This window comes from Methylovorus sp. MP688, assembly GCF_000183115.1.
Lineage (GTDB): Bacteria > Pseudomonadota > Gammaproteobacteria > Burkholderiales > Methylophilaceae > Methylovorus > Methylovorus glucosotrophus.
In genome coordinates this window covers 1218126-1241631 of the sequence record NC_014733.1, presented here as the reverse complement: position 1 = coordinate 1241631, position 23506 = coordinate 1218126, and the positions used below count along the sequence as shown (strand labels likewise).

The 23506-nt window shown below is 51.4% G+C and carries 21 protein-coding genes and 1 other RNA gene; 4 read left to right on the top strand and 18 right to left on the bottom strand.

Going from position 1 to position 23506, the window contains the following annotated elements; genetic code table 11:
* Positions 1-11: 11 nt before the first annotated feature.
* From tssL to MPQ_RS06025, 4 genes are all read right to left on the bottom strand, one after another.
* Entirely contained in the window at positions 12-1346 is a 1335-nt protein-coding gene (gene tssL / locus MPQ_RS06040) for a type VI secretion system protein TssL, long form (RefSeq protein ID WP_013442017.1), read from the bottom strand.
* Positions 1347-1992: 646 nt separating this feature from the next.
* The gene (locus MPQ_RS06035) at positions 1993-4521 is read right to left on the bottom strand and encodes a methyl-accepting chemotaxis protein (RefSeq protein WP_013442016.1); all 2529 of its coding nucleotides are present in this window, start codon (positions 4519-4521) and stop codon (positions 1993-1995) included.
* Positions 4522-4865: 344 nt separating this feature from the next.
* Complete coding sequence (locus tag MPQ_RS06030) at positions 4866-5438, bottom strand: DNA-3-methyladenine glycosylase I (protein WP_013442015.1); 573 nt, start codon at positions 5436-5438, stop codon at positions 4866-4868.
* A gap of 187 nt (positions 5439-5625) precedes the next feature.
* Positions 5626-6120, bottom strand: a complete 495-nt coding sequence (locus MPQ_RS06025) for a hypothetical protein (RefSeq protein WP_148225265.1) — start codon at positions 6118-6120, stop codon at positions 5626-5628.
* A 601-nt stretch (positions 6121-6721) separates the two neighbouring features.
* On the opposite strand from MPQ_RS06025, the gene MPQ_RS06020 reads away from it, so the two are divergent.
* Positions 6722-7045 (top strand): hypothetical protein, encoded by a 324-nt coding sequence (locus tag MPQ_RS06020; protein ID WP_041362112.1) that lies wholly within the window; start codon positions 6722-6724, stop codon positions 7043-7045.
* A 2-nt stretch (positions 7046-7047) separates the two neighbouring features.
* On the opposite strand, the gene MPQ_RS06015 is transcribed toward MPQ_RS06020, so the two are convergent.
* The 5 genes from MPQ_RS06015 to MPQ_RS06000 all read right to left on the bottom strand — a co-directional run bounded on the left by MPQ_RS06015 (position 7048) and on the right by MPQ_RS06000 (position 9676).
* Positions 7048-7311: a hypothetical protein gene (locus MPQ_RS06015; protein WP_148225264.1), complete on the bottom strand. Its 264-nt coding sequence runs from the start codon at positions 7309-7311 to the stop codon at positions 7048-7050.
* 23 nt (positions 7312-7334) lie between these two features.
* Complete coding sequence (locus MPQ_RS06010) at positions 7335-7571, bottom strand: hypothetical protein (RefSeq protein ID WP_041362108.1); 237 nt, start codon at positions 7569-7571, stop codon at positions 7335-7337.
* Between the two features lie 207 nt (positions 7572-7778).
* Positions 7779-8147 (bottom strand): VOC family protein, encoded by a 369-nt coding sequence (locus MPQ_RS06005; protein ID WP_041362106.1) that lies wholly within the window; start codon positions 8145-8147, stop codon positions 7779-7781.
* Between the two features lie 139 nt (positions 8148-8286).
* Complete coding sequence (locus MPQ_RS13870) at positions 8287-9375, bottom strand: hypothetical protein (RefSeq protein WP_148225263.1); 1089 nt, start codon at positions 9373-9375, stop codon at positions 8287-8289.
* Positions 9376-9397: 22 nt separating this feature from the next.
* Positions 9398-9676 carry a hypothetical protein gene (locus MPQ_RS06000; protein WP_013442012.1) on the bottom strand — a complete coding sequence of 93 codons (279 nt, stop codon included), beginning with the start codon at positions 9674-9676 and terminating at the stop codon, positions 9398-9400.
* 115 nt (positions 9677-9791) lie between these two features.
* On the opposite strand from MPQ_RS06000, the gene MPQ_RS05995 reads away from it, so the two are divergent.
* Together MPQ_RS05995 and umuC are read left to right on the top strand one after the other, a co-directional pair.
* Positions 9792-10229 carry a LexA family transcriptional regulator gene (locus MPQ_RS05995; RefSeq protein ID WP_013442011.1) on the top strand — a complete coding sequence of 146 codons (438 nt, stop codon included), beginning with the start codon at positions 9792-9794 and terminating at the stop codon, positions 10227-10229.
* The gene (umuC, locus tag MPQ_RS05990; protein WP_013442010.1) at positions 10207-11499 is read left to right on the top strand and encodes a translesion error-prone DNA polymerase V subunit UmuC; all 1293 of its coding nucleotides are present in this window, start codon (positions 10207-10209) and stop codon (positions 11497-11499) included. The genes MPQ_RS05995 and umuC overlap by 23 nt, the downstream gene beginning before the upstream one ends.
* A gap of 224 nt (positions 11500-11723) precedes the next feature.
* Here umuC and ssrA read toward each other — a convergent pair.
* Positions 11724-12089: a transfer-messenger RNA gene (gene ssrA / locus MPQ_RS13690) on the bottom strand.
* A 148-nt stretch (positions 12090-12237) separates the two neighbouring features.
* Between ssrA and MPQ_RS05985 the strand changes: the two genes are divergently transcribed.
* Positions 12238-12705, top strand: a complete 468-nt coding sequence (locus MPQ_RS05985) for a DUF4186 domain-containing protein (RefSeq protein WP_013442009.1) — start codon at positions 12238-12240, stop codon at positions 12703-12705.
* A gap of 89 nt (positions 12706-12794) precedes the next feature.
* On the opposite strand, the gene MPQ_RS05980 is transcribed toward MPQ_RS05985, so the two are convergent.
* The 8 genes from MPQ_RS05980 to MPQ_RS05945 all read right to left on the bottom strand — a co-directional run bounded on the left by MPQ_RS05980 (position 12795) and on the right by MPQ_RS05945 (position 23498).
* Positions 12795-13523: a YoaK family protein gene (locus tag MPQ_RS05980; RefSeq protein ID WP_013442008.1), complete on the bottom strand. Its 729-nt coding sequence runs from the start codon at positions 13521-13523 to the stop codon at positions 12795-12797.
* Positions 13524-13702: 179 nt separating this feature from the next.
* A complete protein-coding gene (gene adeC, locus MPQ_RS05975) occupies positions 13703-15154 on the bottom strand; it encodes an AdeC/AdeK/OprM family multidrug efflux complex outer membrane factor (protein WP_013442007.1) in 1452 nt (483 codons plus the stop codon).
* On the bottom strand, positions 15151-18273 hold the full coding sequence (locus MPQ_RS05970) for an efflux RND transporter permease subunit (protein ID WP_013442006.1): 3123 nt from the start codon (positions 18271-18273) through the stop codon (positions 15151-15153). The genes adeC and MPQ_RS05970 overlap by 4 nt, the downstream gene beginning before the upstream one ends.
* A gap of 8 nt (positions 18274-18281) precedes the next feature.
* On the bottom strand, positions 18282-19487 hold the full coding sequence (locus MPQ_RS05965) for an efflux RND transporter periplasmic adaptor subunit (RefSeq protein WP_013442005.1): 1206 nt from the start codon (positions 19485-19487) through the stop codon (positions 18282-18284).
* Positions 19488-19859: 372 nt separating this feature from the next.
* Complete coding sequence (locus tag MPQ_RS05960; protein WP_013442004.1) at positions 19860-20348, bottom strand: Spy/CpxP family protein refolding chaperone; 489 nt, start codon at positions 20346-20348, stop codon at positions 19860-19862.
* A gap of 192 nt (positions 20349-20540) precedes the next feature.
* Complete coding sequence (locus tag MPQ_RS05955) at positions 20541-21749, bottom strand: ammonium transporter (protein WP_041362103.1); 1209 nt, start codon at positions 21747-21749, stop codon at positions 20541-20543.
* Between the two features lie 217 nt (positions 21750-21966).
* Positions 21967-22989, bottom strand: a complete 1023-nt coding sequence (gene arsB, locus MPQ_RS05950) for an ACR3 family arsenite efflux transporter (protein ID WP_013442002.1) — start codon at positions 22987-22989, stop codon at positions 21967-21969.
* Complete coding sequence (locus tag MPQ_RS05945; protein ID WP_013442001.1) at positions 22986-23498, bottom strand: arsenate reductase ArsC; 513 nt, start codon at positions 23496-23498, stop codon at positions 22986-22988. Before MPQ_RS05945 ends, arsB begins: the two co-directional genes overlap by 4 nt.
* Positions 23499-23506 lie beyond the last annotated feature (8 nt).

The window sequence follows — 23506 nt, the reverse complement described above, 5'->3', positions numbered from 1 at the left end:
ATATTTTCCTGTTATTGGGCTTTGGGAGTGACGGAGGCTGGCGCAAAAAACACCTCAATCTCGACTCGACGATTTTTGGCCCGACCCGAGGCCGTACTGTTGGAGGTAATTGGCTGGGTGTCTCCCATCCCTGCGACCTCAATGCGTGAGTTATCGACCCCCATTTCCGTCATTACTTGCACAACCGCTTGGGCCCGCTTTTCGGAAAGGATTTGATTGTTTTTGAATTCAGGATTTTTGCCGGATAGTTTCTGGTTATCACTATGTCCAACGACGCGCACACGGCCTTGCACATCAGCCACCGCTCGCCCTACTTTCTCGACAATTTCACGAGTGGCCGGACTAAGCATGGCCAGACCACCTGAAAACATCCCATCGCCTTTAAACACGACAATGGCATGAGCGGAATCTTCTTCCACCCGTACTTTCCCCTGGGCGATTTCAGTAGCAAGAAGCTCAGATAGCCGCAAGCTGGAGTGGGCTGGCTCCATCAAATAAATAGCAGAGATGCGTTTCTGCAGATTTTCAGAAAGATTAAGCAAGTGATATTTGTACCAAACGAATTGCCCAAAAAGCACGAGTAGCAATACGCTGGCTGAGACCCAAACGGGAATGGAGCGCAATAAGCGAAACTTTCCCTGAGGCGCCCCACGCCAATGGGGCGATAGCTCACGAGGAACTGGCTCACGACTTGAAGCTACCAGGGTATAAAGTCGATGACGGATAGACTCAATCAGCCGATGTCCATCAGCTTGTACCCGGTAGTCCCCCATAAACCCTAAACTTAAAAGATGGTGGATGACCTCCAGGACGTGGACATGCTCTTGAGGAGCGTTTGCCAGGCGACCAATCAGAAGAAATACCTTACGTCCGCCTTCTCCATCCCCATGAAACTCGTTAAGCAAGGCCTGCGTTGTCCATGCAACCGGATTTTCCTGACCAGCCTCATTCAAGCTGCGTAGATTCACCGCCTCATCCAGGGCTGTACAGAGAGCGTAGCGTACCGCCAGCATCTGATCGCGGCGAAGGTTCGCCTGCTCACATAAGCGAGTGAACAACTGAATTTCCTGCCTGAGCAACTCATGCAATCCATTCATCGCCTGATGATTAAGTTCATTGGGGATTTCAGCCAATGCGCGAAGCAAAATAGAAGCTGCCTCCAGAAACGCATTCCGTCCTTCTTCAGTAGCCCGCAATACAGCAGCTAAACGGTCATCGTAATTTGGACCGGCCTCAAAATGCAGTTGAGTGCTGGTATCGCGTAAACCCATCCCTAAATCATCGATGCCGCTACGTTCACCCAGGGCAGAAACACCATCCTCAGAAGCTACTATGTCTTCATTCATCGCTTGACCATTAAGTTAAAAATTCTAATAAACACCGATATGTCTTCGGCACTAGCGCATCTTGTAACGCGTGTTCCCCTCCACTGCAGGACCGCTAATCCGACAATGACTTTCAAGTCAAAATACAGCGCCTGACCAACCTGATATTCGCGAGTGTTTTTACCGAGATGAGCGGCAGGTTTACAAACACTTCAGCCTATCGGTGGCGATACTCATCGGATCACCGACGCTTTTGTCGATAAACTCAGTCTATGAAACCGCACGGAAGGGATGCGTCCTGCCACGAATGGTGGAGACAATGCAGATGATGCACATGAAGAGGAAAAGCAAACATTACCCCAAAGGGATATGTTCGATAAAAAATGTTTTAAATCTGATGCTTACAGATAAATACTCTGTAAAAACCAGTCATCCTTAATGTTCGAGGAAAAAGAAAAGCAGCATGGATACTGATGCTTCGACTTTTATTGAGGATTTGGAATACTTTTAGTTATTCAACGTGCGAATTGAATACAGTCGAGCTGTTGCCACCTGAAAAATCCCGCTGAATGCCTTTAGAGGCATGCAAAAAATAACGGGATTTTTGCGTAAAAAACTATTTAATTAGTGTGTAAGAATGATGGAATTTAGAGCATTCCGATCAAGATTATCCCGCAGTGAAACTCAATTGACGCACATTGGAAGACTGAGCTGGATCAGTCTTGAATTTCAAGACGGCGCCAACCAGATTATCCGCTTGCTCCATTAAGGATTCGGCGGCAGCTGCAGCTTCTTCAACTAACGCGGCATTTTGCTGCGTGACCTGATCCATCAATGTAATCGCGTTATTGACTTGATTGATACCGGAGCTCTGCTCAGCGGATGCCGCTGCAATTTCGGCAATAATCTGTGCCACGCGTTTAAACGCAGTCACGGTTTCATCTATCGTCTTTCCCGCGGCTTCCACTTGTCTTGTCCCATCAATCGTTTTCGAAACCGAGGCCGTTATAAGCTCTTTAATTTCTTTTGCGGCGGTAGATGAACGTTGTGCCAGGTTACGAACTTCTTCTGCGACCACGGCAAAGCCTCGGCCATTTTCCCCGGCCCGTGCCGCTTCCACCGCTGCATTCAATGCGAGGATATTGGTTTGAAATGAAATGCCATTAATAACACTGATAATTTCTTCAATCTGGTGCGCGCTGGAGTTAATGTCGCTCATGGTGTTAATCACTTCGCTCATGGCCTCGCCGCCCTTGACCGCGATATTGGAGGCTTCATTGGCAAGTTCGTTGGCGTGCCTTGCGTTGTCGGCATTCTGCTTTACCGTAGAGGCCAGCTCTTCCATGCTGCTGGCGGTTTCTTCCAGCGAGCTGGCCTGCTCTTCCGTGCGTTGAGAGAGGTCATTGTTTCCGTTGGATATTTCGCTGGCGCCTTGATTGATGGTTTCGGCAGCCAGCTTCACGACAACTATCGGGTCCGCAATTAATTGCAGGGTTTGGTTAATTCCCTCCACAATTTTCTTGAAATCCCCTTCATGCTGGCGAGTATCCGCCCTCACATAAATGCGGCCATCCTCAGCGGCATCGACCAATACTTTGGTGTCCTGAATAAGGCGATTAATGGCGAGAATACAGGTATTCAAATTGGATTTAATGATGTTGAAATCCCCTTTAAATTCCTCATTAATCGACTTGGGTATTGAGCCTTGTGATATCTGGCTGATGTAGGAGGCGGCAATATTCAATGGGCCGACCACCCCGTCCAGAGTGGCGTTAACGCCATCGACAATTTTTCTATATTCGCCAAAGTGTTTCTGAGCATCGGCTCTAATCGCCAAATTACCCTCAGCAGCGCTGGCCGCCAGTAATGATGCATCTTCAACCAGGCCGTTGATGGCATCTATGCACTGGTTGATATTGAGTTTCAGGCGCTCGAAATCCCCATGGAAGGATTGATCAATCTTCTTGGGAATACTTCCCTTGGATAGATCGTCGATATATTGGGCGGCCAGATTCAACGGCCCGATCACGGCATCCAGTGTATGGTTGAACCCATCCACAATCCGCTTGAAATCTCCCTGATGCTTCGCGGCATCCACGCGTACAGAAAGATTACCTTCCTGGGCGGCTTTTGCCAGGGTATCAACATCGACAATCAGGTGTTTGAGGTTATTGCGCACCTGCTCAATCGTGTCATTTATAAAGGCTTGCTTCCCGGGGAAGAGCTCTAATGGCGCGTTGAAATTTCCCTCACCAAACTCCAGCACCACCTTGAGTGCCCGACGATTGAGGTCAATATGATCGGCGACCATATTGTTCACCCCTGCGACCATGGCCTGGTAAGCGCCTTGAAACTTTTCCGCCGCGACATGCACATCAATGTCGCCAGCCTTGTGCGCAAAAGACATTTGCTGAACATCCGAGATGAACGTGTTAATTGTTCTGGCCATAGACTGCATCTCGATCAGCAGCTGTCCCGTTTCATCGCGATGCACCGGAATGGAAGTTTCTTCCAATTGGCCATGCGAAATGTTTTTTGCCATTTGCAGAGCTTTGTTTAATGGCTTGGTAATGGAATGGGTGAGGATCCAGGCGATCAAGAACCCCATGATTAATATAATCACCGACAATATGATCACCCACTTGATGGCGGCACTTACCGTCGCTTTCATATGGGCTGAAGCAATCGAAGTATTACGATGATTAAGCTCCAGCAGCTCCGCGAGCGCAGCATTCACCGATTTGTCAGCGCCTTTGACGGATTTATCCAGCGTAACAATATCCGTCCCCGCAAGCTTCAGCTGCATGACCTGCGCCTGTGCCGCCTTGTAATCCGCCACACCCTTTGAGATCTTTTCCAGCAAGAGAGACTCTTCGTCTGACATGGCACCCAGGTGCTTGTAGCTTTCCATGCCTTTTTCAATATTCGCCATGCTCTGCGCAAATTTATCCGCGTACTCCCCGCCGCGCAGAACGTAATTTTTAAAATAATGCACCCCGTCTGCGAGGCCTTTAGAGGCAGTGTCGATGGCATCGCGCTTTTGCAAGGTGATGGACTCAAAACTTTCCCATGTTCGGCTTACATCATTCACCTGCAGCACAGCGAACACTGAGCTGCCAATCATTAATGTCATGATGACGACAAAGCCTATGGATAGCCTGGTACCCACACGAAAATTCTGTAGTTTGGAGAGCATATGCAACCTCTAATAGGTAGGATTGACGTACAGAAATTAAAAGGATCAACTACTTATCGTCAATTTACAGATAAACCTTAGATGAACTATTTATGACAATTTGATGAAATGCGGGCGGACTGGCGAAGGGGAAAGACCAATCCGCATGATGGATCAGCGGATAGCGCCCTGCGCCATTGAGCGAGAGTTAACCAATAGAGCGCTACGCTATGAACATTAATAGCGGGTAAGGTATTCGAGGCTAGCTGGGGCGAGTGTAAGAGACGCGGATGGAGAAATCAGCAAAGCTGAGTGTGCGGGGGACATATAGTTCAGTGAAGGTGGAGGCCGACATTAATCAGATGTTACGGGGTTTTCCTACTACGACAAAAACAGTCAGCCGCATGATCATTCACAATACCGACGGCTTGCATCCAGGCATATACAATCGTCGGCCCCACGAATTTTAAGCCCCTTTTCTTGAATTCCTTTGAGATGCGCTCGGAGAGCGGGGAATTCGCCACCCAGCTTTGACCATCGCTCTCGATTACCTTGCCATCCGTGAACGACCAGCAAAAATCACGGAAGCTTTCCCCACGGTTTTCCATTTCACAGTAAATCTGCGCTCCCCGAATCGTCGCCTCAATCTTGGCCCGGGCGCGGATAATGCCAGGGTCCGCCATCAATCGCAGAATGTCACTCTCCCCGAAACCAGCGACCTTCACAGGATCAAAGTTGGCAAACGCCTGGCGAAAAGCCTCCCGCTTGCGCAACACCGTAATCCATGACAACCCGGCCTGAAAACCCTCCAGCATCAGCGTTTCCCACAACAAACGTGAGTCATGGATGGGGATCGCCCATTCCGTGTCGTGGTAGGTTTGCATCAGCGGGTCGCCTTCGGCCCATGAGCATCGGGTGAATAATGGATTATTGGTCATTTTTGCAGTCAAGAAAGGAATGGAAGTGCCTGATATAGCAAGTTAACTACCTCACAACCGGTCATTCAGTGTTTTACCTAAGCATCGTAACGAGTTAAACACCGCATGATGACATTATTAAACAAGAGATATGCGTCAGTATTTGCAGAATTGACTTGCAGTTATTGCATTAGTTAATGCCATTATTTCACACCGGCCCCAGATCAAACTTTTCAACATAAACCCCAAAAATATTTTGCTGGCCTTTAAGAATCATTTTGTCACCCGCCTCGAATCTCGGGTAAATAAATAATTTTTCCGCAAGCGTCAAATAATAAGTTTCCCCATTAGCTTCTGAATGCAAAGTCAAATAAATAGATTTTGATTTTTTGCCTTGATATTTAACTTTATCTATGCACATCTCTTCAAGATATGGTTGAGTCGGCACCGTATGAAGTACTAGCAAACCCATTACATTTGCATTAAACAACGCACCGGAAAATATAAAATAACAAAAACCAAGCCATTTTCCTATTTGATTTTTTATGCCCGACCCCATTCTTGCAGAAGCCTTTCTGTTTTTAGAGGTGGCTCCTAACCACATCAAAAAATAGCTTATTATAAAAATCAAAAATGAAACTTGTGTTCGTTGCCAGAATGTTAAATAGTGCAAGTAAGGAAGCTCATTTACAAACGGCAGCATCAATATAGGAATGACATAGAATATCAAAATCGTGAACGTACTTATTGCCTGCAAGCAGTAACCTAATAGCCTCATTTTCTACCGTCAAAATTTATGCACTGTCAATAAAAACCATTAAACCCCATCAGGCAATAAAAAATCTCAAGCAGCTGACACCATTGGGCTTTTTATCTTACGTCATCTTGCTTTGTACTGCTTTAGACTACTATACATTCTTAAATGGGCCGGGGGCAACTGAACAAATGCCTGAAACCCAATATTTAAGCCATTTTAATCATTTAAATAATGGTAGTTACCCCCAATGTTACCCCAAGCATCTGGAACTTGCTCAAGTTCATCAGTTAGATCATTTCCATGTAACTTGCGAGTATACGCGGGAAAATTCCTTTCTCAGGTTCACTCATTTTGCGGTCGCCTAATTCCCACACATTTTACGCTCATAACTCCAACGTCCTCCAGAGTCCAAGCAGCGGTCAATCTGAAGCTGTCCTCTAATCAAAATAACTGACAAAATGACTACCAAACATATGATCACAGTAATTATGAGTTTCTTGACCATTTTTCATCCTAATTGTTTTATTAATGTCTTTAGGAATTTAGAGTGAAACTTGAACCCAACAGCCTTAACATCTCTCTCGAGCGCAAAGACAATTTAGGATACTGGCTTTTAGCTGCCTGCGCTCTGGTCATACTCATATCAGCATGTATCGACCCAGCCTTCGCTAGCGCTTTTGCAGCTTCAAGCATTGTCGGACTTCCATTTCTTTGGACCATGCTCCTTTCCCCGAAAGGTTTAAAACGCCTTTCTGTCGCAGGTAGCGTTGGCACTCTAGGATATTATCTAGTGACCTTTATCTATATTGCTTTAGCTAAAAATATTTTGATTCCAACTACTTTAAAACTTATTCTGCATTTTTTTTCTTAACCTCACTCATAGACCGCCTTCCACTTGCCACCAACTCTAACGTAAAAGTGTTTATGCTTCACACCAGCAAGGACGAACTCACACTCGTAGTCCGCTTCATCAGCTTCTGAAACATAGCAATGAAAGTTCTCAAGATCGCTTTCATGAACAAGGTTTGGCTGCGGAATTTGTTTAGCCAGCAACGCCCTCACCTCCTCTTCTGAAGGCGGGGGCGTGTGGGAGCAAGAGCAGCACAGGAAGAAAACGGTTATCAATGAATGCTTCATGACTCCCCTTATGATCAACGTTTCTAGTTCATAACATCCAGATCAAAGCATCCATCCAAGAAATGGTCTAGTTCATTCCTTAGGCCCGCCTCAAGTTTCCGTTGCTGAACCAAGCCAATCTTCATTGCATTTGTGGGTCCTCGACTCTTGCCCATTAGTACCAGCTCAACCTCCTGATCGATAGAGTCTTGATATTCATCTAGCACTAATTTTGAGGTTGCCCATTGCTCATGAAGGCGCTGCCAGTTTTCGAGTTCCATTGCCCCTCTCCCTTCATCCAGTCGACTCTTGATTAATCATGCAATACCATTCACCGGATATAGGACGGGGCCGAATGTCATGTCAGCGAATGTTGAGCTATCGACAGGGGCAATCTATAGAATCAAACATAACAGTCAGGCGCCCCCCCCCAGGCGGCATATCAACGCTTCCGTCATTGAGGTCTACCACCTCACGCCTCCTTATCCTTAAGCTGTATTCCGAAATTTACGGCTTGAGATGCTGACCGAATTACCATCTGGGTCTTTGACATTGGCAAAACTATACCCATTAGCTTCATGTATAGATCCAAACTCCAGCCCGTTCACTCGCGCACTTAAAATGAAATCGTTTATGTCTTCCACGTCAAAAGAAAGCTTAAGCCCAGCCTGCCCAAGCTTAACCGACTTGGCAGCTTGATGAATTAATATACTGGCACCGCCGCGAGGATTGATAAGCTCGATTAAGCCATCAATCACCTCCCCGCTTGTATGGAAGCCGAAATATTTGCTGTAGAAAGCCGCGCTAGCTTGTATATTTCGAGCATAAATAATGATTGTTCCTAATACAGGGGGCATATTTTCCTTACTTCCATTTTGATGGTCTATCAATTACAGATTTTTAGTTACATGGAGTCCGCAGTTGTACCATTCCCAAAAGGAGCAGTGTGTATTCAAATTACATTACTACAAGTAATGAGGAATGATGACTTTGTGCCTAATGCCTTCGTCCAGGGAAAAAACTCTTAATATCGGAGATTGAGTCTGCAAAAGTTAATGGCCTATACTCAAATCTAGCAAGTGCCCCGGGCCCCATCATATCTCTAAATCTATTTTCTATAATTCCAGTTTCATCTGGGTTATAAACAATAATTTTCTTTAAAGGTTTAACCCCTACTGTCCCTAGCCCATATAATAGTCTGAAAAAAGCATCTGTTTCAGGGAGGGAGTAGCCAATAATGAAAATATACTCCGCCTCTTCTAACTCTTTAGCAGATGTACTCCAAATAGTTGAAAGTGAATGATGATAATCGGCTTTATTCCATGCTGGAGGTACTATTACGGGCTCATCATTAACTTTAATATTCGTTTTTTTGTAATATTCTTTGAGCTGACTTCCTATTGGTAAACGACAATATGAATTTCCATCATATCCTTGAAATCGATATGAAGAAAAATATTCACGCATAGTTAAGGTTTCAACGGCATTCGTATCAGATCTGACTGCCCAATTAAGTGAGCCATGCAGTTTTAATAATTTAGTTGGATATTGAGCCTTTTCCACTGGTCCAAACCCATAAACAGGCCCAAAACCATTTCTATACATTGCAACATCTAATGCAATGTCATAATTAAAAGTGATGATTGAGCAGTCCTTTATGGGATTGGCATCTTTTTTTATATATTCTATTAATTTAGTAAAAGAATCATAGCTTTTTGAAGCTAAAATATACGATCCATCAGTGGGAAATTTAATGGTATTTTCAAGAGTAACGACAATTAATTCTTTAAGTGAAGCAATCGTTAATGGTATTTCCTCAGGTTCAAAACCAGGAAGTTTTTGAAGTACATTAGCAATTTCCAGGGCTGTAAAAATTGATTCAATATTATTAAGATCTATTTGCGCTTTTGAGTGAACTGATTGTAAAGATGAAATTGCCCGGAAAACGCGTTCAAAATGTTCTTTTTTATTTCCAACCTCATTTGTACTAAGAAGTCTTGAAGCTGTATCTAGAAAATCATTCATAAGCGGTGCCCCACAGTCTCTAGAAGCACCTGCCCCCAATATAAATACTATTTCACTCATATAATTTTTCTTTTTTAAACAACTACGAAGCAGATGGTTCGCTAGATGTGTACTCAATCCCACCTATCCATTTAGCCACCAAGTTATAGCCCCAGGCGCCAATAGCGGTGGAAATGAACCCAAACACGAGATAAAACAAGGGAAGAAATACAAAGAAAAATACTGGAGGCCGTTGCTCAGATGGCATACCCCAAAGGCTTAACACCATAAACACAACAAACGGAATGCTGAGCATAAAGTAAAGCAAGGCCAGCACTTTGGCGGTTTGAACAGGTGAAATGTGGGTGATTTGTTTTTTCATGAAGCTCCCCTTTTGGATAAATTGTAAAACGATTGTCGTTATTCATTGTTATTAAGCTGGACACTACCATCGCTGATTGTTAGCATCCACTGTACGATTGTACAATTCGCCAGCCATGAAAACCACCCCTACCGCCAGCGATCAGGATTTATTCCATATCCCTTTGCCTTTTTACGATATTTCCGTTTCGGCCGGGCAATCCCGCTTTCCTTCTCCGGCACAGGATTACGAGATAGCCGAGATTGACCTGAACAAGCAGCTGATTACCAACCCACCTGCTACGTTCTTAACCCGGGTAACCGGGGATTCCATGACTGGCGTGGGCATTTATCCAGGCTCGATTCTGGTGGTAAATCGCGCGCTCAAGCCTCGCTCTTCAAGCATTGTCGTGGTATTGCTGGATGGGGAGTTGATGGTGAAGCGGCTTTATAAACATGCCGGGATGGTAAAACTACTATCGGAGAATCCGGCGTATGCGCCGATTACGCTGACTGAAGGGCAGGAGCTGATGATCTGGGGAGTGGTGACCTATGTCATTACCGCAGCCACTTAAATCGGTGTATGCGCTCGCGGATGCCAACTCGTTTTATGCCTCTTGCGAAAAGGTATTCAGGCCCGAGCTGGAAGGCAAGCCGGTGGTGGTGCTATCGAATAACGATGGCTGTGTGATTGCACAAAGCAAGGAAGCCAAGGCCGCGCTTGCGCTGTATATGTGCCGTCCCTGGTTTGAGGTAAAAGAGGCCGCCGAGAAAATTGGCACTATCGCTTTCTCGTCCAATTACGAGTTATACGGGGCGATGAGCAATCGCTTTGTGCAGACGCTCAGGCATTTCAGCCCCCGAGTCGAGGTGTACTCTATCGACGAATCGTTTATGGATATGACTGGTATCAAGCGCGATCTCAGTGTGTATGGTCATAAGATCAAACACACCGTCAGGCAATGGACCGGCTTACCTATTTGCATTGGATTTGGTCACTCCAAGACTCTGGCCAAATTGGCCAACCACTGCGCAAAAAAACAGCCTGGATGGGATGGCGTATGCGACCTGACCAGCTTGAGCGTGCCTGAACTTGACCACTTACTTGCATCGTTGGAAATTTCGACGGTTTGGGGAGTAGGTAAACGCCTTGAACGACAGTTACATGCCGTGGGGGTCACTAACGTGCTGCGGCTGAAACATGCAGACCCCAAACGTATCCGTGACAAATTTGGCGTACTGCTGGAACGCACGGTGCGCGAGTTGAATGGCGAAGTATGGCTTGAGCTGGACCAGATGGTGCCCGAGGCCAATCAAGTCATGTCATCCCGCTCATTTGGGCATCGCCTTGATTCGTTAACAGACCTTCAGGCCGCCATCAGCTTTCACGCGGGCAATGCCGCCGAGCGCATGCGCAAAAAAGGGCTCTATGGCAACGCCGTGTATGTGTTCATACAGAATAGCCCGCATGACGAAGCCCCTTATTACTGCGGCCAGCAGATGATTGCCCTGCCCTCACCCACCAACAGTACCCAGCAAATTACCAAGGCGGCGTTATGGTTGCTGAGTAAAGTTTATCAACCGGGCGTTTACTACCTCAAAGGCGGCGTCATGCTCATGGAGCTGGTGGCAGAAGGCGGCCAGCAACGCGAGCTTTTTGGTTTCAGCCAGCAGGACAGTAAAAACCATCGTTTGATGGGGATGATCGACAAGGTGAACGCCAAATATGGCCGGGGCACGGTTAAGACCGCGGCTGAGGGCGTCAGGCAGGATTGGCAGATGCGACGTGTGCTTAAAAGTCCGGGGTATCTACATCAATGGAAGGGTTTGCTTAAGGTCAGATAAGCACTTAAAAATTCACCCGCGTTAAGAGTGACGGTATTTTTTTACAGTATACGAAATGATCGATTTGAAGATACTGTAAAAAAATACCGTCAAGGCTCATCCACTATGAATGCAAGAGGTTAAATTCATCAGAAAATAAAAAAGCCCAAGTGGCTGACACCATTGGGCTTTTTATCTTACGTCATCTTACTTTGTATTGCTTTGTACTACTATACATCCTTAAATGGTGGAGCCGGGGGGAATCGAACCCCCGTCCGCAAGCCCTCCACAGACAGTTCTACATACTTAGCTGTGTTGTTTGATTTAACTTGATACACACCAACGAGCAAGCAAATATCAAGCGAGTTACCTTGGATTTAATGCGTTATTAAGTAACCCAATAGCGCACGATCCTCTCTATATGACGCTGCTGCGGGTTTTACCCCGCCCGACCGAGAGGCTCTTCGGTGCAGCGTTCAGCCGGGATTAAGCGGCTAAAGCGTAAGTTTCGTCGTTTGCGACTATACTTTTTTCTAGTTTATTTACGAGGTGACTAGGCCTCGGTATGCCCTGCACTGCTTTGCAACCCACGTCGAAACCTGGTCGGCCCCTGTTGGTTTTGCATCTGCAACACTATGACAATGGGGATTGTCATTCGGTTTGCAAGAGTGCAATTATACGCGTTAATCGCTGAATCCCGCAGCACAAGCTGAATATCGGCTTGGCGTCCCCGCTCACATTATTTGCCGGAGTAGATAAATGCCCTCACTGGATGCCCTGTTTGACCGTTTGCAACAGTCGGCTTTTCGCCGTCAGTTCAAGCTTGGGCTCAAGGAGCAGGCGTATTTGCGTGACAAGGGCTTGCCACTGGTAATGCAGCACGCGGGGGAGATCGTGGCGAACCGGTTGGCGGCAGCCTTGCCAGCACGCGATGGCAAGCAAACGCCGTTTCGCGGGCATCCGGTGTTTATTGCGCAGCATGCCACGGCGTGCTGTTGCCGCGGCTGTCTGGCGGAGTGGCATGGCATAGCCCAAGGTAAGGCGTTAACGGCGGATCAGCAGGCGTATATTGTGCGGGTATTGGCACGATGGCTGGAGCAGGCGGCTGGCAATCTGCCGCCAGTAGCGGAGTCGGCCGTTCGCCCCGCGGCAAAACCCAAGCCTAGGCGAAACACTGACAAGCATCTCGGACAACTCCCGATACTGTTTGCGGATGAGGCTGAGTAGTATGAATCACGCGGCATGACCTCTCTCACTTCATGCCGAAATACTCCGCAAGGGGTTATACCTGGCAGCGGTAACGTTGCCAGGTATTTTTATGCCCGGCGCAAAGAGGCGTGCAACACCAGGCCAGCCAGCAGCAACAAGGGCACCACCAGCGCGTAAAACGAGACATAGAGAAACGCATAAGCACCTGTTACCACGCCCGCCATAAAGGCAAAGATGGCGGGGCCAATGATCTTGAGGCGTTTAAGCGCGGTATCGCGATGCGTGACATCGCGACTCAGGATATCGACCATATCAATCACGGCCTGGGTGATATTGCCAGTCATGATGGTGGTGGGCACCTGGCCCGGGTTGATGAGGCGCGCCTGCGCATTCTGTATGCTCATGGCAGCCACCCCCATCATGCCAGCGAGAATCGCCATGGGCGCATCCGGATCCGTAATGGGCAGCGCAGACAGGCCGATCACCATAAACAGCAGCAAAAACAGCATTTGAGTGCAAAACAGTAGGCGCCAGCATTGCTGACCGCGGCGCTGGTAGTACAGCACCACCAGGCGACACAGCGCGACGCACATCACAAACACAGGGATCGCCAGCAGCTTGGGGATAAGGCCATCGGCATGGGTGGTGAGCAGGCCACCGATCATCACGATATTGCCCGTCACGTGATTGGTAAACAGCCCAAATAGCGCGACAAACCCCAGCACATCAACAAACCCCGCCACATATGAGAGCAGATTGGACTGGCAGATGATGGCGAATTCATCGCGCGCGATCGGGCTGATTTCGGGCTCTAATGGGTGGTCTGGTAGTTTCATGCGTTATCCGGCGGTCAATCTTAAGCGAGGGCAAACAAACAGCGCTGTTGTCTGCGATAGTAGCATGCAACCGTCGCTGACTTGAATCACATCCCAAGCGGGCTGTGCCGAAAGCAGGTCTGGCCATGCATCTGTTCCAGACCTGCCTTTCGCATCAAGCCACCATCGGGATTCAGCGACTATGGATTGGTTTGGGTCGATTCGTTCCAGCCGCCACCCAGCACTTTATACAGCGTCACCTGATTGGTTTGCGCTGTCAGGTTTACGGTGATCAGGGTTTGCTGCGCAGAATACAGCGTCCGCTGAGCATCCAGCACCGCCAGGTAGCTATCAATCCCGCCACGGAAACGGGCATCGGACAGCTTGTAGCTTTCTTGCGAAGCTTCAACCAGCGATTGCTGGGCTTGCAGCCGCTCGGTCAGGTTCTCGCGGATCGCCAGTGCATCGGCGACTTCCTTGAAAGCACTCTGGATGGCTTTTTCATACTGCGCCACGGTGATCTGCTGCGCCACCTCGGCACTCTTGAGTTTTGAACGGTTACGCCCGGCATCAAAGATCGGCAATGTCAGTTGCGGAGCAAACGACCAGACCTTGGAGCCCGAGGCAAACAGCCCGGAAAGCTGGTTGCTGGCGCTACCCAGCGTGGTGGTCAAGGTAATGGTCGGGAAAAACGCCGCCCGTGCCGCACCGATATTGGCATTGGCCGCCTGCAGGCTATGTTCGGCTTGCAGGATATCCGGGCGCCGCTGCAAAACTTCAGAAGGAATACCTGCGGGCAAATCGGCCACGCTAGTGACCTGATCAGGCTGTGATTGCGGCAGCAGGTTCTCCGGCACTGGCTGGCCTACCAGCAGCACCAGCGCATTCTGGTCCTGCTTCACCTGGCTGCGATAATTGGCCACATCAGCACGCGCCGTATCCACGCTGATCTGAATCTGACGCAGCTCCAGCGCAGAATACACGCCGATATCGAAGCCCTGTTTGGTGAGATCATACGAGGCCTGCTGGCTTTGCAAGGTATCTTGCGCAAGCTTCAGCCGTTGCATATCCGCCGCCAGCGTCAGCCATGCCGAGGCAACTTCGGATACCAGCGAAATATGCGTGCTGCGTCTGGCTTCTTCAGTGGCAAAAAAGCTTTGCAGCGCCTGCTCATTCAGGCTGCGGATACGGCCCCAGAAATCCAGCTCATAGGCGCTAAAGCCCACGGTGGCGCGATAGCTCTGCACCACCGAACCGCCCGAGCTTGAAGTCACGGTACCGGTCGTCGCATTGGTACTGCTGCTGGTACTGCTCGCACTACCCAGTTGTGCCGTGCGGCTGGCGATCACATTCACGGTGGGGAACAAGTCAGCGCGCTGCACCTGGTACTCTGCCCTCGCCTGCTCAATATTGAGGGCAGCCACTCGCAGATCGCGGTTGTTTTGCAAGGCTAGCTCAACCAGCTGCTGCAAACGGTTATCCAGCAAAAACTCGCGCCAGCCGATATCCGCCGCTGGCGTGCCCTGGTTCGATGCTTGCGCCGGCCATTGCTCGGCCACTGGCGCTGCCGGACGCTGATAATCCGGCGCCATGCTCGCGCAACCCGCCAGCATGGCCGCCAGCACGGCCTGGGTGATCAGGGAATATTTCATGATTTCTGCTCCGTCGCTTCCGCCTCGGGTGCTTTATAAGGGAACCATCCCCTGACCAGCACAAAGAACAGCGGAACAAAAAAGATACCCAACAAGGTGGCGGTCAACATACCGCCCAATACGCCGGTGCCAATCGCCTGGCGGCTGGCGGCGCCTGCGCCACTGCTGGCTGCCAGTGGCAGCACCCCAAAAATAAAGGCCAGCGATGTCATCAGAATAGGCCGCAGGCGCTGTTGTACGGCTTGCAGGGTAGCCTCCATCAGGCTCAGCCCCTGCTCTTGTAAGTGCTTGGCAAACTCCACGATCAGGATGGCATTTTTTGCCGCCAGCCCCACCGTGGTCAGCAAGCCCACCTGGAAGTAAACATCGCCCGACAATCCGCGCAGAGTGGTTGCCAGCAAGGCGCCAAGTATCCCCAGCGGCACGACCAGCATGACGGAGAAAGGCACCGCCCAGCTCTCGTACAGCGCTGCCAGGCATAAAAACACGAACACCACGGACACGGCATACAGCATGGGTGCCTGGGAGCCGGACAAGCGCTCCTGATAGGACTGGGCTGCCCATTCGTAGCCTATGCCGGTTGGCATTTGCTGCATCATGTTTTCCACGCTGTCCATCACGTCACCCGAGCTGGCGCCAGGGGAAGACTCCCCCACCAGCTCGATGGACGAGATGCCATTAAAGCGTGATAACTGCGGCGAGCCATAGGTCCAGTTGCCCTGCGAAAATGAGCTGAATGGCACCATGTCGTTATTCGCATTGCGCACATACCACTGGCCGATATTCTCCGGCAGCATGCGGTAAGGCGCGTCCGCCATGATATAGACGCGCTTGACGCGTCCGCGGTCAATAAAGTCATTGACATAACTGCCGCCCATCGCCAGCGCCAGCGTTTCATTGATATTGCCGGTGCTGAGGCTGAATGCGCCGGTTTTCTGGTCATCAATCTGCACGTTGTATTGCGGCGTGTCATCGAGATCGTTGCTGCGCACGCGGGTCATGAGCGGATCCTGGCGCGCCATTTTGAGGAACTGATCGCGTGCGGCCACCAGAGCTTCGTGGCCCAACCCACCCAGGTCCTTCAGCTCTACGGTAAAGCCAGCGCTCGCGCCCAAGCCACGCACACTCGGCGGCTGCGTCACAAAAATGGTGGCATCGCGTATCTTGCCCAGCGCACGCGTAGCTTTGTCCGCAATTTCGGCAGCGCTTTGCCCCGGCCCTGTGCGTTCATCCCAGTCTTTGAGGCGTATGAAAATCCGCCCGGTATTCTGGCTGTTTCCACTCACGCCCAAGCCTGTGAAAATATTGATCGCCACAATATCGGGCTCTTTGAGCAAATACTCCTGTACCTGATCCATCACCTTTTGCAGGCGCTGGTCAGTAGCGCCCACCGGCAATTGCACCTGGGCCATCAGCACGCCCTGGTCTTCGGTAGGGATAAACGAAGTGGGCAGGCGTACATACAGCACCGCCATCACGCCGACGATAGCCGCATACACCAGCATGGCGAGCGCCTTGCGCTTGAGGATGCCCTGCACGCCACCATGGTAAGCCTTGGAGCCCCGGTCAAAGTTTCGGTTAAACCAGCCAAAAAATCCGCGGCGAGGTGCGTGCTCCCCTGGCTTGAGCACCGTGGCGCAGAGCGCAGGCGTCAGGGTCAGGGCGACCAGTACCGATAGCAGCATGGCCGACACAATGGTGATCGAAAACTGACGGTAAATCACCCCGGTAGAGCCGCCAAAGAAGGCCATGGGGATAAATACCGCAGAGAGCACCAGGGCAATGCCGATCAGGGCGCCGGTAATCTCATCCATGGATTTGCGGGTAGCCTCGCGCGCCGACAGCCCCTGCTCGCGCATCACGCGCTCCACGTTTTCCACCACGACGATTGCGTCGTCCACCAACAGGCCAATCGCCAGCACCAGACCAAACATGGTGAGCGTGTTAATGGAATAGCCAAAGGCCGCCAGAATGCCAAACGTCCCCAGCAGCACCACGGGCACCGCCACCGCAGGAATAATGGTGGCGCGCCAGCTCTGCAGGAAGATGTACATGATGAGCACCACCAGCAGAACCGCTTCGAACAGCGACTTGACGACTTCCTTGATGGAGATGCGCACAAACGGGGTGGTGTCGTAGGTCACCGCGGTTTTGAGTTTCAGGCTGGCGGGGAAATAAGGCTCCAGCTCTTTGACTTTGGCTAGCACGGCCTCGGAAGTCTTGAGCGCATTGGCGCCCGATGCAAGCTTCACGCCCATACCTGCGGCAGGTTTGCCGTTATACCGCCCGGCAATCGCGTAATTCTCACTGCCCAGTTCGACCCGCGCCACATCGCCCAGATGTACCACGGAGCCATCCGCCGCCGCTTTCACCACAATATTGCGGAACTGCGCGACCGTTTGCATTTTGCTGCGCGCGGTAATGGTGGCATTGAGCTGCTGCTGGCCAACGGCAGGCAAGGCCCCCAGCTGGCCGGATGACACCTCGGTATTTTGTGCCTCAACGGCGGAGGTAATGTCCGAGGGGATCAAGGCGTATTTCTGCAGTTTTTCCGGGTTCAGCCAGATGCGCATGGAGTACCCGCTGCCCATGGTCTGCACATCACCCACGCCATCCACACGGCTGATCTGATCCAGCAGGCTGCTGCTGATGTAGTCGCCAATATCGGTGGTAGTGACCTTGGGGTCATCAGAGTAGATCGACATCACCATCAGGAAATCGGTGCCGGTCTTGTTCACCGTCACGCCCAGGCTCTGCACAATCTGCGGCAAGCGCGGCAAGGCCTGTTGCAGCTTGTTCTGCACCTGCATCTGCGCCACATCGGGGTCGGTGCCGGCATCAAACGTCAGTGACACGCTGGCGCTGCTCGAACTGCTGGTCGAAGCCATGTAGGTCAGGTTATCGATCCCCTTCATGTACTGCTCAATAATCTGGGTGACCGAGTCTTCAATGGTTTTGGCGGAGGCGCCGGTGTAAGTGGCATTGATGGAAACGCGCGGCGGCGCGATATCCGGGTATTGCTCCAGGGGCAAGGTCTCAATGGCGGCGAGACCCGCCAGCATGATGACAATGGCAATAACCCAGGCAAAGATAGGGCGGTTAATGAAAAAACGGGCCATGCTTGCCTCTACTTCCCGGCGGCCGGAGCAGCAGCACCGGCAGGCGACGGCGTAGTGTTAGCCACACCAGGTGCAGCCACTTCCACGCTTTTTACCGTGTCACCGACCTTAACCTTCTGCAGGCCCTCGACAATCAGCTTTTCGCCAGCGCTCAAGCCCTTGCTGATCAACCACTGATTGCCTATGGCCCGTTCTACCGTCAGCGTGCGCAGCTCCGCCTTGTTTTCAGCATCCACCACCAGAGCGGTGCCTTCACCGCGGTTATTGCGGCTCATCGCCAGCTGCGGGATCAGGATGGCATTGGTATTCACCGCTTCCTGCAAAATACCGCGCACATACATGCCCGGCAGCAGCAAGCCTTCGGGATTGGGCACCACGGCGCGCAAGGTCACGGCACCGGAACTTTGATTGACGGTTACACCCGTCACGCTCAGCACGCCATCGTGCGCATAGCGGCTGCCATCCTCCAGCACCACCTGCATGCGCGTGGCATTTTCACCGGATTTTTTCAGGGCGCCACTGGCGAGCTGGCGTTTCAGCTGCAGCAAGGCGCTGCTGGGCTGGGTGATATCCACATAAATCGGGTCTAGCTGCTGCACGGTAGTCAGCGCTGTGGTCTGGTTCGCCGTTACCAATGCACCCGGGGTGACCGTTGAGGTCTCTACCCGGCCGGCAATCGGCGATACGATACGCGTGTAGGCCAGATTGATGCGGGCGGTTTCCAGCGCCGCCTTGGCCGATGCCAGATCCGCCTCTCCCTGACGCAAGGTAGCCTGAATGTCATCATTATCCTGGCTGCTGACCGCGTTAATCTTCACCAGCTGGGCATAGCGCTCTGCTTTCAGCCGCGTCGACACCAGACTGGCTTCCGTCTTCTGCAGCGCGGCCTGCGCGCTGGCATACGCAGCCTGATAAGGCGCCGGGTCAATCTGGTACAGCAACTCGCCTGCCTTCACATTGGCACCTTCAGTAAAGGCACGCTTCAGGATAATACCGCCGACCTGCGGCCGTATCTCCGCCACCATGTGCGCCGCCGTGCGGCCAGGCAGCTCGGTTTCAAGTGGCTGCGACTGCAGCTTGATGGTCATCACCCCAACTTCAGGCGCGGGTTTGTCTTTGGGGGATTTGTCGCCAGATTGGCAGGCGACCGTCAATACAGAAATAAGAGCGAGCACCGCAACGGATGCTATCTGCTGGTAAGGTATTGTTTTCATTTATTCTCCGCTTTCCCGTTTTTTTGAGCGCCGGGAAATACGTACAGGATCAATTCAATCATCAAATTCCATACGAAAGGCATGCTGGGCAGGCTCTGCATTCAAACATGGGACGGAAATTCAGCCAAGACTGGCATTCAAGCACGGAAGAACCCGGGCAGAACACAAGCATAACATTGGCATTATTCAACGTCATGCACATAGACATAAAAACAGGACGCGTTTAACTGCGCCCTGCTTTAATCTCGCACCCAAGGAGCCCGCATGCTTGTGGCAAGGGCTCTCAGGCCATACACCCATCGTGACGGGTATTACTCCAGACTGAAAGATAGATCGCCGGAGTAATGCGAGCGATAAAAAATGGACCTTCTATTAGCCACGATCATCCGGCTTTTTAGGCCCACGCTCCGGCCGATCATTCCACTTCTGCTTCTGCTCTGGCGTCAGCAAGGCATACACTTGATGCGCCGCATCCGTGCGCAAGACAATCAGGTCCGCCTGAATCTTCGCCTGCTCGGCCGCTGCCGCCTGCACCTTGGCAGGGTCGTAAGGCTCAGCCTTGGCCAGGGTTTGCAGATTCTTCATGCCATCATGCAAGGCCTGCATCTTCTGCTCACGCACCGGCTTCTGCTTATCCATAATCTGCTTTATCTGCGCCTTCTGATCCGCCGTCAGGTCCAGCCCACGCAAACCGCGATGAAACCCGCCATCCTCAGCGCCAGGGCCACCGGCATGCGCATGTTTGCCATGCGGACCGGCACAAGCCTCATCGTCACCGGCATAACTCAGCGCCGTACCAAATGCCGCAAGTGAACCCACCAGCAACAGTCCTGGCAAAATAATGTGTTTATTGATTTTCATGTCTCGCTCCTTTAACTCACTCAGTATTAAGTGTCACGCAAAGTAAGACGCCGCGTGGAGCAAAAGGTTAAAGGGGTCTGAATCAAAGTATGTTAACTTGGGTAAATAGTTGTAAAGACCATCAAACCGAATAAAAACGCCCGACTAATCGGGCGTATTAAAATTGATTCAGTTAAATTTTTTAATCCGGGTTCAATCATCTCCCAACGCACTAAGCTGCGAAGTCGCAGGGATTTTATGAATACTTAGATCAGCGCCCATGTACTCCTCCTCCTGCGTCAAACGGATGCCGACCACCGCCTTCAGCACGCCATAGACCACCAATCCGCCCGCCAAGGCGATCACGACACCCAGCGCCGTGCCGATTAACTGCGAAACGATGTTGACGCCGCCCATGCCACCCAAAGCATGTGAGCCGAAGATGCCAGCGGCGATACCACCCCAGGCGCCGCACAGGCCATGCAGTGGCCATACGCCGAGGACGTCGTCGATTTTCCAGCGGTTTTGCACCAAGGTGAAGGTCCAGACGAACAACACACCAGCAACGCCACCGGTAACAAGGGCGCCCAGGGGATGCATGACGTCTGAGCCTGCGCACACGGCGACCAGGCCAGCCAGCGGGCCGTTGTGTACAAAGCCGGGGTCGTTGCGGCCGAGGATGACGGCGGCGATGGTGCCACCGACCAGTGCCATGAGGGAGTTCAGCGCGACCAGGCCGCTGACGGCATTAAGGGTTTGGGCGGACATGACGTTGAAGCCAAACCAGCCGACGGTGAGTATCCATGCACCCAATGCCAGGAATGGGATATTGGATGGTGGAAATGCATGCAGACGGCCATCTTTGCTGTAGCGGCCGTGGCGGGCGCCTAGCATGATGACGGCGCCGAGGGCGATCCAGCCGCCCATGGCATGTACTACCACTGATCCGGCAAAGTCATGGAAGGCAAAGCCGAACTGCTGGGTGAGCCAGGCCTGAATACCGTAATGGCCGTTCCAGGCGATGCCTTCAAAGAAGGGATACACCAGCCCGACCAGTGCAAATGTCGCGGCGATTTGCGGATTGAATTTGGCACGCTCGGCGATGCCGCCCGAGATAATGGCGGGAATGGCGGCGGCAAAGGTCAGCAGGAAGAAGAACTTGACCAGCTCATAGCCGTTCTTGGCGGACAGCACATCGGCGCCGTGCATAAAATCCACGCCATAGGCAATGCCATAGCCGATGAAAAAATAGGCAATGGTGGATACTGAAAAATCCACCATGATCTTGACCAGCGCATTCACCTGGTTTTTGCTGCGCACCGTGCCTACCTCCAGAAAGGCAAACCCGGCATGCATGGCAAGCACCATAATCGCCCCGAGCAACATAAAAACTACATCATTTGCTGACTGCACTGTCTCCATTACTTACTCTCCTGTGAAATTTTTGTTTGGCTCAAAAGAGCAAAATTCAAGCCAATACAGCAAGTTATTGTTTCTTCAGGATTTCAGTTTTGGGGCATTTTAGATTTTGCACTATTGAAGTGCATTTATAAGTGCATTGCACGTTTTGTGTGCATTAAGAGGATTTTGGCTTAAGGATATTGCTTCCGGCCGCGATATCGCGCTTGAAAATGGAGCATCAACGCTTTGCCTCATACCAATGCTGACTGCGATTCACCAGTTGCACGATAAGCAGCATGACGGGCACCTCGATCAGCACACCAACCACAGTAGCCAGCGCCGCACCGGAATGAAAGCCGAACAGGCTAATGGCGGTGGCCACGGCCAGCTCGAAAAAATTGCTGGCGCCAATGAGGGAAGAAGGTCCGGCAATCGCATGCACCTCGCCCACTTGCCGATTCAGCCAGTAAGCCAGCCCAAAATTGAAGAAGACCTGCACCAGAATCGGCACCGCGAGCAACAGGATCACCAAGGGCTGCGTCATGATCGCCTGCCCCTGAAAGGCAAACAGCAGCACCAGCATAAGCAGCAAGGCCAGCATGGACCATGGCCCGGTTTTCTCCAGCACGGCATTGAGGCGGGGCGTGCCTTGCTGCAGCAGGTGTTTGCGCCAGCCCTGGGCGATGATCACGGGGATCACGATGTAAAACAGCACCGACACCATGAGGGTAGTCCACGGCACATGGATGGACGATAGCCCCAGCAATAGCGCCACAATAGGCGCAAAGGCAATCACCATGATGCTGTCATTAAGCGCCACCTGCGAGAGTGTAAACAGCGGATTGCCATTCACCAGTCGGCTCCAGACAAACACCATGGCGGTACAGGGTGCGGCGGCCAGCAAAATCAGTCCGGCGACATAACTGTCAAGCTGCTCTGCGGGCAAATACGAGGCAAACACCTGATGGATGAACAGCCAGGCCAGTAACGCCATGGAAAAAGGCTTGATCGCCCAGTTGATGAAAATCGTGACGGAGATGCCCTTCCAGTGTGATTTCACTTCGCTCAAGGAACGAAAATCCACTTTCATAAGCATGGGAATGATCATGACCCAGATCAGCAGGCCCACCAGCAGGTTGATTCCCGCCCACTCCAGGCCAGCAGCGACTTCAAACCACGCGGGCAGCCATTGCCCCAGCATGACGCCGACCACAATGCACAAGCCTACCCATAGCGAGAGATAGCGCTCGAATATGTTCACGAGGTCTGCTCCTGTTGTTTTTGCCCTATCGCTTGCATGTGCTGACGAATGGCATCGGGGGCCAGCTGGCTCAGGGGTAACGCCACCAGCTGGGCAACGCAGTTTTCTATCTGCTGAAAAATGCGCTTAAACGCGGCGCGCTTTTCAGCATCCGTGCCCTGCACGGCCGCGGGGTCTTCGAATTCCCAGTGGGCTGCGATGGGCTTACCGGGCCATACCGGGCAAAGCTCGCCTGCGGCGTTGTCACATACGGTAATGATGAAGTCCATTTGCGGCGCATCCGCCTCGGCAAACTCATCCCAGCTCTTGCTGCGCAAGGCGCTGGTGTCATAGCCTATCGCCGCGACTTGCTCGATGGCATACGGATTCACCTTGCCATTGGGATGGCTGCCTGCGCTGTAAGCCTTGAAACGCCCCTGCCCCAGTATATTAAACAAGGCCTCCGCCATGATGCTGCGGGCGGAGTTCCCCGTGCATAAAATCAGTACCTTAACCATGTTCTCGCTCATCTTCGTGC

What these genes read in the sequence shown, in the direction of transcription:
- MPQ_RS05965 (WP_013442005.1), bottom strand. Translation starts at nt 19,487, where the DNA reads ATGAAAACAATACCTTACCAGCAGATAGCATCCGTTGCGGTGCTCGCT.
- MPQ_RS06035 (WP_013442016.1), bottom strand. Translation starts at nt 4,521, where the DNA reads ATGCTCTCCAAACTACAGAATTTTCGTGTGGGTACCAGGCTATCCATA.
- MPQ_RS05955 (WP_041362103.1), bottom strand. Translation starts at nt 21,749, where the DNA reads ATGGAGACAGTGCAGTCAGCAAATGATGTAGTTTTTATGTTGCTCGGG.
- MPQ_RS06010 (WP_041362108.1), bottom strand. Translation starts at nt 7,571, where the DNA reads ATGGAACTCGAAAACTGGCAGCGCCTTCATGAGCAATGGGCAACCTCA.
- tssL (WP_013442017.1), bottom strand. Translation starts at nt 1,346, where the DNA reads ATGAATGAAGACATAGTAGCTTCTGAGGATGGTGTTTCTGCCCTGGGT.
- MPQ_RS05980 (WP_013442008.1), bottom strand. Translation starts at nt 13,523, where the DNA reads ATGAAACTACCAGACCACCCATTAGAGCCCGAAATCAGCCCGATCGCG.
- MPQ_RS06025 (WP_148225265.1), bottom strand. Translation starts at nt 6,120, where the DNA reads ATGCTGCCGTTTGTAAATGAGCTTCCTTACTTGCACTATTTAACATTC.
- MPQ_RS06015 (WP_148225264.1), bottom strand. Translation starts at nt 7,311, where the DNA reads ATGAAGCATTCATTGATAACCGTTTTCTTCCTGTGCTGCTCTTGCTCC.
- MPQ_RS13870 (WP_148225263.1), bottom strand. Translation starts at nt 9,375, where the DNA reads ATGAGTGAAATAGTATTTATATTGGGGGCAGGTGCTTCTAGAGACTGT.
- MPQ_RS05970 (WP_013442006.1), bottom strand. Translation starts at nt 18,273, where the DNA reads ATGGCCCGTTTTTTCATTAACCGCCCTATCTTTGCCTGGGTTATTGCC.
- MPQ_RS05960 (WP_013442004.1), bottom strand. Translation starts at nt 20,348, where the DNA reads ATGAAAATCAATAAACACATTATTTTGCCAGGACTGTTGCTGGTGGGT.
- umuC (WP_013442010.1), top strand. Translation starts at nt 10,207, where the DNA reads ATGTCATTACCGCAGCCACTTAAATCGGTGTATGCGCTCGCGGATGCC.
- MPQ_RS06000 (WP_013442012.1), bottom strand. Translation starts at nt 9,676, where the DNA reads ATGAAAAAACAAATCACCCACATTTCACCTGTTCAAACCGCCAAAGTG.
- MPQ_RS06005 (WP_041362106.1), bottom strand. Translation starts at nt 8,147, where the DNA reads ATGCCCCCTGTATTAGGAACAATCATTATTTATGCTCGAAATATACAA.
- MPQ_RS06030 (WP_013442015.1), bottom strand. Translation starts at nt 5,438, where the DNA reads ATGACCAATAATCCATTATTCACCCGATGCTCATGGGCCGAAGGCGAC.
- MPQ_RS05985 (WP_013442009.1), top strand. Translation starts at nt 12,238, where the DNA reads ATGCCCTCACTGGATGCCCTGTTTGACCGTTTGCAACAGTCGGCTTTT.
- adeC (WP_013442007.1), bottom strand. Translation starts at nt 15,154, where the DNA reads ATGAAATATTCCCTGATCACCCAGGCCGTGCTGGCGGCCATGCTGGCG.
- MPQ_RS05945 (WP_013442001.1), bottom strand. Translation starts at nt 23,498, where the DNA reads ATGAGCGAGAACATGGTTAAGGTACTGATTTTATGCACGGGGAACTCC.
- MPQ_RS05995 (WP_013442011.1), top strand. Translation starts at nt 9,792, where the DNA reads ATGAAAACCACCCCTACCGCCAGCGATCAGGATTTATTCCATATCCCT.